At 62.7% G+C, this 13,130-nt stretch carries 13 protein-coding genes; 8 read left to right on the top strand and 5 right to left on the bottom strand.

The window, feature by feature from the left end:
- Positions 1-15 precede the first annotated feature (15 nt).
- On the bottom strand, positions 16-2,199 hold the full coding sequence (locus tag FVE66_RS19330; protein ID WP_151449118.1) for an LPS-assembly protein LptD: 2,184 nt from the start codon (positions 2,197-2,199) through the stop codon (positions 16-18).
- 137 nt (positions 2,200-2,336) lie between these two features.
- Here FVE66_RS19330 and FVE66_RS19325 point away from each other — a divergent pair, with 137 nt between their 5' ends.
- From FVE66_RS19325 to FVE66_RS19310, 4 genes are read left to right on the top strand one after another with little or no spacing between them, the layout of a single operon-like run.
- Positions 2,337-3,362, top strand: a complete 1,026-nt coding sequence (locus FVE66_RS19325; protein WP_151449117.1) for an aminoglycoside phosphotransferase family protein — start codon at positions 2,337-2,339, stop codon at positions 3,360-3,362.
- Positions 3,363-3,370: 8 nt separating this feature from the next.
- Complete coding sequence (gene murU, locus FVE66_RS19320) at positions 3,371-4,084, top strand: N-acetylmuramate alpha-1-phosphate uridylyltransferase MurU (protein WP_151449116.1); 714 nt, start codon at positions 3,371-3,373, stop codon at positions 4,082-4,084.
- 1 nt (position 4,085) lies between these two features.
- Positions 4,086-5,426, top strand: a complete 1,341-nt coding sequence (locus FVE66_RS19315; RefSeq protein WP_151449115.1) for an aminopeptidase P N-terminal domain-containing protein — start codon at positions 4,086-4,088, stop codon at positions 5,424-5,426.
- A 14-nt stretch (positions 5,427-5,440) separates the two neighbouring features.
- A complete protein-coding gene (locus tag FVE66_RS19310) occupies positions 5,441-6,589 on the top strand; it encodes a UbiH/UbiF/VisC/COQ6 family ubiquinone biosynthesis hydroxylase (RefSeq protein ID WP_151449114.1) in 1,149 nt (382 codons plus the stop codon).
- 73 nt (positions 6,590-6,662) lie between these two features.
- Here the strand turns inward: FVE66_RS19310 and FVE66_RS19305 are convergent, their stop codons facing one another.
- The 4 genes from FVE66_RS19305 to FVE66_RS19290 are packed head-to-tail and all read right to left on the bottom strand — an operon-like array spanning position 6,663 to position 9,985.
- On the bottom strand, positions 6,663-8,123 hold the full coding sequence (locus FVE66_RS19305; RefSeq protein WP_151449113.1) for an NAD(P)(+) transhydrogenase (Re/Si-specific) subunit beta: 1,461 nt from the start codon (positions 8,121-8,123) through the stop codon (positions 6,663-6,665).
- A complete protein-coding gene (locus FVE66_RS19300) occupies positions 8,123-8,449 on the bottom strand; it encodes an NAD(P) transhydrogenase subunit alpha part 2 (protein WP_151449112.1) in 327 nt (108 codons plus the stop codon). The genes FVE66_RS19305 and FVE66_RS19300 overlap by 1 nt, the downstream gene beginning before the upstream one ends.
- A 51-nt stretch (positions 8,450-8,500) precedes the next feature.
- The gene (gene panD / locus FVE66_RS19295) at positions 8,501-8,860 is read right to left on the bottom strand and encodes an aspartate 1-decarboxylase (protein ID WP_151449111.1); all 360 of its coding nucleotides are present in this window, start codon (positions 8,858-8,860) and stop codon (positions 8,501-8,503) included.
- Between the two features lie 9 nt (positions 8,861-8,869).
- Positions 8,870-9,985 (bottom strand): Re/Si-specific NAD(P)(+) transhydrogenase subunit alpha, encoded by a 1,116-nt coding sequence (locus FVE66_RS19290; protein ID WP_151449110.1) that lies wholly within the window; start codon positions 9,983-9,985, stop codon positions 8,870-8,872.
- A 359-nt stretch (positions 9,986-10,344) separates the two neighbouring features.
- On the opposite strand from FVE66_RS19290, the gene FVE66_RS19285 reads away from it, so the two are divergent.
- The 4 genes from FVE66_RS19285 (at position 10,345) to FVE66_RS19270 (ending at position 13,122) form a co-directional block, all read left to right on the top strand.
- Positions 10,345-10,830: an NUDIX hydrolase gene (locus FVE66_RS19285; protein ID WP_151449109.1), complete on the top strand. Its 486-nt coding sequence runs from the start codon at positions 10,345-10,347 to the stop codon at positions 10,828-10,830.
- Positions 10,823-11,941, top strand: a complete 1,119-nt coding sequence (gene mnmA / locus FVE66_RS19280) for a tRNA 2-thiouridine(34) synthase MnmA (RefSeq protein WP_151449108.1) — start codon at positions 10,823-10,825, stop codon at positions 11,939-11,941. The genes FVE66_RS19285 and mnmA overlap by 8 nt, the downstream gene beginning before the upstream one ends.
- A gap of 205 nt (positions 11,942-12,146) precedes the next feature.
- Positions 12,147-12,326: a hemin uptake protein HemP gene (gene hemP / locus FVE66_RS19275; RefSeq protein ID WP_151449107.1), complete on the top strand. Its 180-nt coding sequence runs from the start codon at positions 12,147-12,149 to the stop codon at positions 12,324-12,326.
- 16 nt (positions 12,327-12,342) lie between these two features.
- Positions 12,343-13,122, top strand: a complete 780-nt coding sequence (locus tag FVE66_RS19270) for an FTR1 family iron permease (RefSeq protein ID WP_151449106.1) — start codon at positions 12,343-12,345, stop codon at positions 13,120-13,122.
- Positions 13,123-13,130: the final 8 nt, after the last annotated feature.

The following is a 13,130-nucleotide window of genomic DNA, read 5'->3' as shown; positions in this document are numbered from 1 at the left end:
CGTTTCTCGTTATGCCTAGGGCGAGGTAAGCGACTGGTAACCTGGGACGTTGGTACGCAGGATCTGCAATGGATTCGAGCCGATTTTCGACAAGCCGTTCAGTTCCAGCTGCAGGAAGATGGTGGATGTGGACACACCGGTGCCGGTCGGTATCCGCTGTGCCACCAGACGGAAGATCCAGCAGTCCGCCTTGTATTCGATGCCGGCTACGCTTTCTGCCAGGCGGTTCTCTTGCAGCGAGTAATTCAGCCGGCCCACGCCGTACAGCCGGTTGGTCAGCGGCCACTGCGCCGAAATGTCGAACAGCCGCAAAGGCGTGGTCTGGTCGCGCCGGTACTGCACGTTCAGCACCCGATTGGCGCCAGGACGCCAGCGCACGCCGAAGCTGGTGCGTTGCCAGGAATGCAGGCTCTGGCTGTATTGGAAAGTGCTGTCCACCGCCACCGTGGAAGACACCTGCCCATACCCGAGCAGCAGTATGTCGGATTTTGTCTCGGACTGCAGCCCGCCGATCACCCTTTGATCGTTGAAATAAAAGCGCTGCGCCAGGGCGACGTTCATCCGCTCGACGCCGCTCTCTTCGATGAAACGGCTCGACACTGCAGCAGTAAGCTGATTGGCGTCACTGATACGATCATGGCCGCTGAAACGGTTTTCGCGAAACATCTGCGTGTAGTTGAAGTCGGCCAGCGCGGTGTCGAAGATCGGGAACTGGCTCTGGTCCTTGTAGGGCGTGTACACGTAGTACAGGCGCGGCTCGAGCGTCTGGGTCAGCGTCCGGCCCATGAGCGCCGTCTGCCGCTCGAACACCACGCCGCTGTCTACCGACAGCGTTGGCAGCACCCGGTTGAATGTGGTCGGCAGGCCTGCTGCCTGGTTGGTCAGGTTATAGCTGGTCGCATGCACCGAAGCGCTCGGCGTAACAAAAAATCCCGGGTAGATCAGCGGATAGGATACCCGCGGATTCACCACCATCCTGGTGCCCTGCACGAATGTCGGATGCGCAAACCTGGTGAGTTCCGAGTCGAACCCCAGGTCGAAGCCCTTGACGTCGACCCTGGATGCGACCAGTCCGACCTGTGGCAGCCGTTCGTAAGGCTTGACGATAGGCGATAGCGGGTCCTGCAACACCTGGTAACCGCTGGCGCGGGCGTACGCTGTCCAGCCGGCGCCGGCATAGCCCAGGCTGGCGTCGCGCAACAGGATGCGCTGTGTCGACGTCGTGATCGTATTGGTGAAGTCGTTGGGATAATTGCCGTCCGACGCCGCGTTGATGTTGGTACTGAGTGCCAGTTGCGGGGTCAACTGCTGGGAATGCACGGATGAAATCGCGTAACGACTGCGGCCGGCAAGCTGGTCGTCCAGCATCCCTTCGAATCGGGTCTGGCCGGAATATGTCTGGCCGAGATAACGCGCCTGCGCCCCCATCTGGAAGCCGCGCTGCGCAATGATGCGCGGGTACAGCGTCAGGTCCCGATTGGGCGCGATGTTCCAGTAATAAGGCATCTGGATCTGCAGGCCGCCGCGGCTGCTGGTGCCGAAGCTCGGCGGCAGCAGGCCGGACTTGCGTTCGGACGTCATCGGGAACGACAGGTAGGGCGAGGCCAGCAGCGGAACGCCCTTGAAGATCACGACCGCGTTCCTGGCGGTCCCGATGTCGCGCTCACGATCCAGCGTCAGCTTCCCGGCACGCAGTTGCCAGTCGGGATCCGGCCCCTCGCAGGTGCTGTAGTTGCCCTGTTCGATCACGGCGCGGTCACGCGACTCGAACTCGAGGCGTTCGGCGCTGCCCTGGGCGTTGTTGTTCTCCAGCCGGTAAGTCGGATGGACGACGTAGCCCTCGCCCGTGTCCAGCTTCAGGTTGAGTTCCTCACCAGTGTAGCGGTCGCCGAAATTGCGCAGGCGGACATTGCCGGTCGCGCGCACGCGGTCGTCAACGATGTCGAAATCGGCCCGGTCGGCATTGAGCGTCATGCTGCCGCGCTGGATTTCGACATCGCGCTCCAGGCTGATCTCGCGATCAGGGCGCCCGGAGAGCCGCTCGGCGTCCACCGTGGTCGGGGCGTCGCTCTCGTCCGGGCGAGCCGGTTTCGGCCCCCCCTGTGCCAGCGCCCCGTCCGCCATGGCGGCCGCCGACAGCGCAACCGTCAAGGCATGCACCAGCCGGCTGGTTCGGGTAAATCGTCTGCGCAGGGTCATGTAGCGGGCGGAAGGCGTACCATGTAGGGACGATTTTTCAGGGTGAATCCCGTATTATAGGGGAACTCAACGCGCTAACTCATCGCACTAACTCATCGCCAATCAAACGCAGCTCAAACGCACCTCCTCCCTTCGCCATGCCCTCCGATTCCACTTCAGATCAACGCCTGGTGGCGCTCCAGCAATGGCTGGCCACCCTGCAGGCCCCCGCAATTGACGCCGGCAGCATCCGGCCAGCGTCCTCGGACGCCAGTTTCCGCCGTTACTTCCGTGCCGACGGCGACGACGGACTTACCTATATCGTGATGGACGCGCCGCCGCCGCAGGAAGACGTGCGGCCATTCATCCATGTTGCCGACGTGTTCGGCAAGACCGGGGTATCTGTGCCGGCGATCATCGCCGCCGACGTCCCCCAGGGCTTCCTGCTGCTGTCGGACCTCGGGTCCACCACCTATCTCCACCAGCTCAATATCGACACCGCCCACAAGCTGTACATGGATGCGATCGACGCGCTGGTGCTGATGCAGGTGCAGAGCAAGCCCGGCGTGCTGCCCGAATACGACCGCGCGCTGCTGCTGCGGGAACTGATGTTGTTTCCCGATTGGTATATCGGCAAGCACATCGGCCTGGCCCTGAGCGACCAGCAGACTGCCGACCTGAACAAGGTGTTCGATGCGCTGCTGGCCAACAACCTGGCCCAGCCGCAAGTGTATGTGCACCGGGATTTCCATTCCCGCAACCTGATGGTGCTGCCCAAGGGCAACCCCGGCATTCTGGACTTCCAGGATGCCGTCTACGGGCCGATCACTTACGACCTGGTATCGCTGCTGCGCGACGCCTACATCCAGTGGGATGAGGAAATGGTGCTCGACTGGGCGATCCGGTACTGGGAGCGCGCGCGCCGCGCCGGCCTGCCGGTCAGCCACGATGTCGACGCGTTCTACCGCGACTTCGAATACATGGGACTGCAGCGGCATCTCAAGGTGCTTGGCATCTTTGCCCGGCTATATCACCGCGACGGCAAGCCGGCTTACCTGAACGACATGCCGCTGGTGCTGGAATACACGCGGCGGGCAGCAGGACGCTATCGCGAACTGGCACCACTGATCCGCCTGCTCGACGCGCTGGAAGACAAGGCGCCCTCGGTCGGATACACCTTCTAGGCCAGCCGATGAAAGCAATGATCTTCGCTGCCGGCCGCGGCGAGCGCATGCGTCCGCTCACGGACGATTGCCCCAAGCCGCTACTGAAGGTGCGCGGCAGGCCGCTGATCGTGTGGCACATTCTCAACCTGGTGCGGGCGGGCATTACCGAGATCGTCATCAACCATGCGCACCTCGGCGACATGATCGAGCAGGCGCTGGGAGACGGCTCGGCATTCGGCGCCAGCATCGCGTACTCTCGGGAAGGCACTGCGCTGGAAACGGCGGGCGGCGTCGCCCTTGCCCGACCATTGCTGGGCGTGGAACCGTTTGTCGCGATCGCCGCCGACGTCTACTGCCCGCATTTCGATTTCTCGCAAGTCAGCGACACGCTCAAGGACAATGACCTGTGGGGAAACCCGCATGCGATCGACAAGCGCGACGTCGCCTGGCTGTACCTGGTCAAGAATCCGGCGCACCATCCACAGGGCGACTTTGCCCTGAACAATTTTTCGGTCACCAACGAAGGCGAGCCACGCTATACGTTTTCCGGCATCGCCGTCTATCGGCCCTCGATGTTCGACAGCGTGCAGGCAGGCGATACGGCGAAGCTGGCGCCGCTGCTGCGCGAATATGCCGCTCGCGGCCAGGTCGGCGGAGAAGTCTATCGCGGCGACTGGACCGATGTCGGCACCGCCGAACGGCTGGACCAGCTGAATGCACCCTACTCCCCAAGGAGCTGAAATGAGTTCATATGCAAGGCGGCGCGCCGAAGTGCTGCGCCAGATGCGCGAAAAAGGCGGCGGCGTCGCCATCCTGGCCACCGCGCGCGAAACCATGCGCAATGCGGACGCCGATTTCCCCTATCGCCACGACAGTTCGTTCTACTACCTGACCGGGTTCACCGAGCCGGAAGCCGTGCTGGTGCTGGTAACCGGCCAGGCCGGGCAGGCCGATCAGTCGATCCTGTTCTGTCGCGAGAAAAATGAAGAGCGCGAGATCTGGGATGGCTATCGCTATGGTCCGGAAGCGGCGCGCGAATCGTTCGGTTTCGATGCTGCGCATCCGATCGGCCAGCTCGATGCCGAGATGACCCGGCTGCTGGCGAACGCGCCGGCAGTGTTCTATGCGCTCAGCACCGACCATGAGCTGGATGCCCATGTGCGCCGCTGGCTGGACGCGGTACGCATGCAGGCGCGCTCCGGCGTGGTTGCCCCGTCCACCGCGATCGACCTGCATGTGATGCTCAACGAGATGCGGCTGGTGAAAGATGCCGGCGAAATCGCCATCATGCAGCGCGCCGCCGACATCTCCGCGGTCGCTCACATCCGCGCGATGAAGCTGGCGCAACCTGGCCGGCGCGAGTACGAACTCGAAGCCGAGCTTCTGCATGAGTTCCGCCGCAACGGCTCGCAGTTTCCCGCTTATGGCTCGATCGTCGCCACCGGTGCCAGCACCTGCGTGCTGCACTACCGCGCCGGCGATGCGATCCTGAAGGATGGCGACCTGGTGCTGATCGACGCCGGCTGCGAACTCGACAGCTATGCGTCCGACATTACCCGCACCTTCCCGGCCAACGGCCGCTTTTCCGGGCCGCAGCGCGAACTGTACGAAATCGTGCTGGCCGCGCAGGAGGCGGCAATTGCCCATACCGGCCCGGGACGGACCTTCATGGAAGGCCACGATGCCGCCGTCAGGGTGCTGGCGCAGGGCATGCTCGACACCGGCCTGCTGAACCGGGACAAGCTCGGCACGCTCGACGACGTCATCGCCAAGGGCGACTACCGGCAGTTCTACATGCACCGCACCGGCCACTGGCTGGGCATGGACGTGCATGATGTCGGCGAATATCGTGAACGCGAAGCGCTGGAGGAGGAAAAGCCATGGCGCAAGCTGAAGCCCGGCATGGTGCTGACGGTCGAGCCGGGCATCTACGTGCGCCCGGCGCCCGGCGTGCCGGAGCAGTACTGGAATATCGGCATCCGCATCGAGGACGACGCCGTCGTGACTGAAAGCGGCTGCGACATCATCACCCGCAATACGCCGAAGTCGATTGCCGACATTGAAGCGCTGATGCGGCATTGAGTATTGACCACCCGATGCCAACTGATTTCGACATAACGATCTGCGGCGCCGGCCCGGTCGGCCTGGCGCTTGCTGCCTTGCTGGCGCGCCGCGGCGTGGAACCTGCACGAATAGCCCTGATCGATGGCAAAACGCTGGCGGCATCGGTCGCCGATCCGCGCACCATTGCCCTTTCCTATGGCAGCCGTCAGGTACTGGAACAGATCGGAGCATGGCCTGTTGCGCACGACCCGATCCGGGAAATACACGTATCGCGCCGCGGGCACTTCGGGCGCGCGCTGCTGCGCAGCAGTGAGTTCGGGGTACCCGAGCTCGGTTATGTCTGCCGCTACGGCAAGCTGGTCGAGCGCCTCGCGGGCAGCGTGGCACAAGCCGGCGTCACGGTCCGGCGCCCCCTCACCGTCATCAATACGGCAGAGGCGGCGGACGAGGTGAGCATCAGCCTCGACAACGGCCAGGTGCTGTCATCGCGAATCCTGGTACAGGCCGAGGGCGGCTTGTTCGGCGCGCAGGCTGACCGGCCGGTGCACCGCGACTACGGCCAGACCGCCATCATCAGCCATGTGCGCGTTTCTGCACCGCAGGACGGGCGGGCTTATGAACGGTTCACGGAAGAAGGCCCGCTGGCGCTGCTGCCGCAAGAGCAGGGTTATGCCCTGGTCTGGTGTGTCGGGCCGGATCGGGCGCAGATGCTGATGGCGTGCAAGGACGATGAATTCCTGGCCGAGTTGCAGAAAACATTTGGCGAACGCGTCGGACGATTCGTGAGCGCCAGTGCGCGCCACCCGTTCCCGCTCGGCCTGAATGCGCACCCGCTTCAGACGCAGCGCTGCGTCGCCATCGGCAATGCCGCGCAAACCTTGCATCCGGTCGCCGGCCAAGGGCTCAATCTCGGCCTGCGTGATGCGACCGTACTGGCGGAATTGCTGGCGCGTGACCTTGCCTCCGACACTGCCCCCGACGCCCTGGCCCGATTCTCGGCCATGCGCAAATCCGATCGCGGCCTGACGATCAGGCTGACAGATGCGATGGCGCGCCTGTTTGCCGGCGCAGCCGATGGCAGCGGATCGCAGGCCATGCTGGGCGTGGGGCTGGGACTGATCGATGCCATACGACCGGCCAAGCGCTTGCTGGCCGGGCAGATGATGTTCGGGTGGCGCTGACGGCCAAGGATCAACGCCGGGTGGAATAAAAAAGGGCGGCCGAGGCCGCCCTTTTTGCATGCCGCATGCGGATCTATTCGACCGCCTTCACCATGTCCTCGATCACTTTCTTGGCATCGCCAAACACCATCATCGTCTTGTCCATGTAGAACAGTTCGTTGTCGAGGCCGGCATAACCCGCCGCCATCGAACGCTTGTTGACGATGACCGTCTTGGCCCTGTACGCCTCCAGGATCGGCATGCCGGCGATCGGCGATTTCGGATCCTTGGCAGCCGGGTTGACCACGTCGTTGGCGCCCAGCACCAGCACCACGTCGGCCTGGCCGAACTCGCTGTTGATGTCTTCCATCTCGAACACCTGGTCGTACGGCACTTCGGCTTCGGCCAGCAACACGTTCATGTGGCCGGGCATGCGTCCCGCGACCGGGTGGATCGCGTACTTCACGATCACGCCCTTGTGGGTCAGCTTTTCGGTCAGCTCCTTCAGGGCGTGCTGCGCACGTGCCACCGCCAGGCCGTAACCGGGAACGATGATCACGGTTTCGGCGTTGCCCATCAGGAAGGCAGCATCGTCGGCAGAACCGGATTTGACCGGGCGCTGTTGCTGGGCGCCGGCAGCCGCCGTTGCCGTCTCGCCGCCAAAGCCGCCCAGCAGCACGTTGAAGAACGAGCGGTTCATCGCCTTGCACATGATGTAGGACAGGATCGCGCCGGAAGAACCGACCAGCGAGCCTGCAATGATCAGCATCGAATTGTTCAGCGAGAAGCCGATGCCCGCAGCGGCCCACCCGGAATAGCTGTTCAGCATTGACACCACCACCGGCATGTCAGCGCCGCCGATCGGAATGATGATCAGCACGCCGAGGATGAACGCGATCGCGGTCATCACCACGAATGGCAGCCAGGACGACTCGGCACCCGGTGCGAACACGAAGATCAGGCCAAAGCCGACCATCGCGATTGCCAGGGCGAGGTTGATGAAATGCTGGCCCTTGAACTGGACCGGTGCGCCCTGGAACAGGCGGAACTTGTACTTGCCGGCCAGCTTGCCGAAGGCAATCACCGAACCCGAGAACGTGATGGCGCCGACGAAGGTGCCGATGAACAGTTCCAGCCTGTTGCCGAACGGGATCGGCTGTCCTTTTGCCGCAATGCTGAAGGCCCACGGTTCGGACACGGCAGCGACAGCGATACAAACGGCAGCAAGACCGATCAGCGAGTGCATCGCAGCGACCAGTTCCGGCATCTTGGTCATTTCGACCTTCTTTGCCAGGAAGGTGCCAATGCCGCCACCGACCACGACACCCAACAGCACCAGGCCCATGCCCATGCCGCCACTGCTCATCTGCGTCTTCAGCTTGATCATCAGCAGGATGGTGGTGACGGTCGCAATGGCCATCCCGCTCATGCCGAATGCATTGCCGCGGCGCGCGGTGGATGGATGGGACAGGCCTTTAAGCGCCTGGATGAAGAATACCGACGCGATCAGGTACAGCAGCGTCACCAGGTTCATCGTGACAAAAGAGAGATTCATTATTTCGCTCCCTTGGCGTCAGCAGCGGAAGCCGATTTCGGTTCCTTTTTCTTGAACATTTCCAGCATGCGCTGGGTCACGAGGAATCCGCCGAAGACATTGACGGCTGCCAGCGCAACCGCCAGCGTGCCCATGACCTGGCCAAGCGGGCCTTCGGTCAGGCCAGCCGCCAGCATGGCGCCGACGATGATGATGGCGGAGATGGCGTTGGTGACTGCCATCAGCGGCGTATGCAGTGCCGGCGTGACCGTCCACACGACGTGGTAGCCGACGTAGATCGCCAGCACGAAGATGATCAGGTTGATCAGGGTATGACTAACTTCCATGATGCTGTTTCCTTTGATGATGAAGCCGCAGCAACGCGGCATCTGTTCCGCTTATTTTTTCAGGCCGGTGATCTGGTTGCGTTGGTCGACAAAGACGATCTTCGGGCGATAAGCCTCGATCTCGTTTTCCGTCATCGGCGCGTAGGTGCAGATGATCAGCAAGTCGCCGAGGTGAGCGCGGCGCGCAGCGGCGCCGTTCAGCGAAATCTCGCCGCTGCCGCGCTTGCCCCTGATCGCATAGGTCGAGAAGCGCTCGCCGTTGTTGATATCGTAGAGTTCGATTTTCTCGAACTCGCGGATATCGGCAGCGTCGAGCAGGTCTTCGTCAATGCCGCACGATCCCTCGTAGTTGAGGTCGCACTGCGTCACCGTGACGCGGTGGATCTTCGAACGAAGCATGATCCTCTGCATTGCCAGCCCCTACTTCCGCAGCACTTCACCGCCGCTGCACAGCATGGTCGCGGCCACGATCTCGTCCTCGCGGTTGATCGCCAGCGCGCCATCCTTGTCGACGATCAGCTTCATGAAGTCCAGCAAGTTGCGGGAATACAGGGCCGATGCGTCCGCGGCGACCAGCGCCGGCAGGTTGGCTTCGCCGATGATGTGCACGCCGTACTTGGTCACCGTCTTGCCCAGTTCGGACAGCGGGCAGTTGCCCCCCTGCTCCACCGCCATGTCGACGATGACCGAACCCGGCTTCATTGCCTTGACGGTCTCTTCGCTGATCAGCGTCGGTGCCTTGCGGCCCGGGATCAGCGCAGTGGTGATGATGATGTCGGCCTGTTTGGCGCGCTCATGCACCAGTGCCGCCTGGCGCTTCATCCATGCTTCCGGCATCGGACGGGCATAGCCGCCGCTGCCTTTGGCGATCTCGCGCTCTTCGTCGGTCTCGAACGGCACGTCGATGAATTTCGCACCGAGTGATTCGACCTGCTCCTTCACCGGCGGACGCACGTCGGACGCCTCGATCACCGCACCCAGCCGCTTGGCCGTTGCGATGGCTTGAAGTCCGGCCACGCCCACGCCCATGATCAGCACGCGCGCGGCTTTTACCGTGCCTGCTGCTGTCATCAGCATCGGCATGAAGCGCTGGTAGGTATTGGCGGCCAGCATCACTGCCTTGTAGCCGGCAATGTTGGCTTGTGACGACAGCACGTCCAGCGACTGCGCACGCGAAATGCGGGGCGCTGCCTCCAGCGCGAACGCGGTCAGGCCGTGTGCGGCCATCGCGGCAGTGTTCTCGGCATCGAACGGGTTCAGCATGCCGACCACCACAGCCCCGCTTTTCATCAGGGTGCGTTCTTCAGCGGAGGGAGCGCGCACCTTGAGCACCATCTCGGCGCCAAAAGCGTCAGCTGCGCCGCCTATGGTCGCGCCGGCCGCAACATAGGCATCGTCCGTCACGCTGGCACTGACGCCCGCGCCGGACTGAACCACCACCTGGTGCTTTGCCGCCACCAGCTTCTTTACGGTTTCCGGCGTAGCGGCGACACGGGTCTCCCCCTGCCGCGACTCGGCGGGAATGCCGATTTTCATAGATATCTCCAGATGCAATAGTAAAGTTTGGCAAGATATTACACGGAAATTACGCGGAAATTCAGGCAATCCGGAAGCGACGCACCAAATTGGGGCGGGCTGCGAACGGGATAGCATGCTACAAGCTGCGTGCTCCGGCCACCGCTCATAGGGGAAGCCGTAGCGAGCCCTGCTTGTTGCTAATGGATACGATCAATAGATTCAATGATCCGCGCGCCTTGGCGAAGCATGGCGAGGCATGGCGAGACATAAGCCCCGCCACGGATTCTCCAATTTTGCTGTGGTGCCGCATTCCGGGCCCTGCCCTGGCGCAACTTGGGCCGCGCCGCTGTAAAATGACGCCTCTCTGAAGGGAAGTCATGTCCGATATCTGGAAACCATCCGTCACCGTGGCCGCCGTGATCGAGCGCGAGCGGCGCTTCCTGCTGGTCGAGGAAGAGACCAGCGAAGGTGTGCGCTTCAACCAGCCCGCAGGCCATCTTGATCCGTTCGAATCGCTGGAACAGGCTGTTGCACGCGAGACAATGGAAGAGACCGCCCACGAATTCGCTCCAAGCTCGCTGGTCGGTGTGTACATGTCACGTTACCAGTCGGCACGCACCGGACTGGATGTGACCTACCTGCGCTTCGCATTTTGCGGCACGGTGGGCCGGGTGCACGATCGTCCGCTGGACCATGGCATCCTGCGCGCGCTGTGGCTGACATACGACGAATTGTTGGCCACCCGCGACCTGCACCGCAGCCCGCTGGTCCTGCAATGCGTCGATGATTACCTGAAGGGCCAGAGCGCCCCGCTTTCGCTGCTGCACACCACGCCGAGCGTGATCGGAGACCTGAATGGCTAGGAAGCGCGTGGTGCTTGGCATGTCGGGCGGGGTCGACTCCTCCGTCGCAGCCTGGATGCTGAAGGAGCAGGGCTACGAAGTGATCGGCCTGTTCATGAAGAACTGGGAAGACGATGACGATTCCGAGTACTGCTCGACGCGCGAAGACTGGATCGACGCTGCCAGCGTGGCCGATGTGGTCGGCGTCGACATCGAGGCGGTCAATTTCGCCAGCGAGTACAAGGACCGGGTGTTCGCTGAATTCCTGCGTGAATACGAAGGGGGACGCACACCGAATCCGGACGTGCTGTGCAATGCAGAAATCAAATTCAAGGCATTCCTGGACCATGCCATATCGCTGGGCGCGGACCTGATCGCGACCGGGCATTATGCGCGGGTACGACAAGCCGCCGATGGCCGCTCCGAACTGCTCAAGGCGCTGGATGCCAGCAAGGACCAGAGCTATTTCCTGCATCGCCTGAACCAGGCCCAGTTGGCGCGCACCCTGTTCCCCCTGGGTGAACTGCACAAGACGGAAGTACGCAGGATTGCGACCCAGCTTGGCCTGCCTAACGCGAAGAAGAAAGACTCGACCGGCATTTGCTTCATCGGCGAGCGCCCGTTCCGCGAATTCCTGAACCGCTACGTCTCGTTCAAGCCCGGCCCGATGATGACGCCGGAAGGCGACGTGGTCGGCGAGCATGTAGGCCTGAGCTTCTACACGCTGGGCCAACGCAAGGGCATAGGCCTGGGCGGCATGAAGTCCTACCGCAACGACCAGGGCGAAGCCGAACCCTGGTATGTCGCGCGCAAGGACATCGCCACCAATACCCTGTACGTCGTGCAGGGCCATGACCATCCCTGGCTGCTGTCGACATCGCTGACCGCGGACCAGATGAGCTGGGTCTCGGGCCAGGCGCCCGGCGATGCGCTGCTGGCAGCCAAGACCCGCTACCGCCAGGCCGACGTCGCCTGCCGCCACCACCTGCTGGCCGAACCGGGCATGTTCGCCCTTGAATTCCCGCAGCCCCAGTGGGCGGTCACGCCCGGCCAGTCGGCCGTGCTTTACGATGGTGAAATCTGCCTTGGCGGGGGCATCATCGCTTCCGCCGGCGCAGTCGTACCAGCCTGACGCAGCGCCGCCACGACGGCGCTGCCCCCCCCCTCCCTGCACGATCCCCTCCGGCCGCGCCTTGCCGGCTTGCCGGCACTTGAGCACGTTCCACACGCTCCGCACGTTCCACTTGCCAAGCTCGTTCTTTTCGAGAATAATCTAAATGCGAATTGTTCGCATTTAGATTTAGCCAACAGATACGGGCGGCAACAAGATGATCGGGATGGAACTGAAGGTCGATGAAGCAGGTGGAGAAAGCAAGAGCCGGCCAGCGGTTTCGGCCGTCCGCCGCATCTCGAGCCGGGATTTGCTGGGCGACACCCGCGAGCTCGAAATCGATCACGACGGGCGCATCTACCGCCTGCGCCTGACCCAGTCCAACAAACTGATCCTGACCGCCTGACAACAAGGACACTGCCATGATTCCGACACTCATGATCAGCTTCAGGGAAGGACTTGAAGCATTCCTGATCATCGCAATCTCCCTGATATTCCTGAAGAACACCAATCGCCGCGAGCTGGTTCCGGCGGTGTATTCAGGTGTCGCGCTGGCGGTCGTGCTCTCCTGCCTGCTGGGCGTGCTGCTGGCACGGCTTGGCGCCCTGTCGCCGTTCTGGGAAGGCTTGATGGCGTTGATCGCGGCGGTGTCGGTGATCTACTGCACCGTGCACATGATGAAGATGGGCCGTTTCATGAAGCGCGAGATTGCCGAAGGTCTTGGCCGAACCGATCGTTCGGCACGCCAGGCATGGATGCTGGTGTTCCTGTTTTCCGCGTTCATGGTGGGCCGCGAGGGCGTGGAAACGGCGACGATGATTGCATCCCTGTCGCAGCAAGCCGGGAACGGACAGATGGCTGCCGGCGGATTCATCGGCGTCGTCCTCGCCGCCATGCTCGCATGGGCTTGGGTCCGCTTCGGCCAGCGCGTGAACCTGCAGCGTTTTTTCCAGCTGACGGCGATATTCATGGTGGCGTTCGCCATCCAGCTCGTCATCTACGCATTTCATGAATTTACCGAATCGGCTTCGCTGCCATTCCTCGACAACGCCTGGTGGCATATTGCGACCGAACCTTGGGGACCGGAAGGCGACTATGGCCAGTGGTTCTCGTACAGCCTGGGCATCCTGCCGCTGGGCTGGCTGCTTTATTCCTGGCTGGCTGACCGCCGCGCCGGAACCACCCGCTCCGCCGTCCACTGAACCCTTCC

Source organism: Lacisediminimonas profundi, from assembly GCF_008831265.1.
Classification (GTDB): Bacteria; Pseudomonadota; Gammaproteobacteria; order Burkholderiales; family Burkholderiaceae_D; genus Lacisediminimonas; species Lacisediminimonas profundi.
Note: the sequence above shows the minus strand (reverse complement) of the source record. Positions and strands in the feature narration are given on the sequence as shown.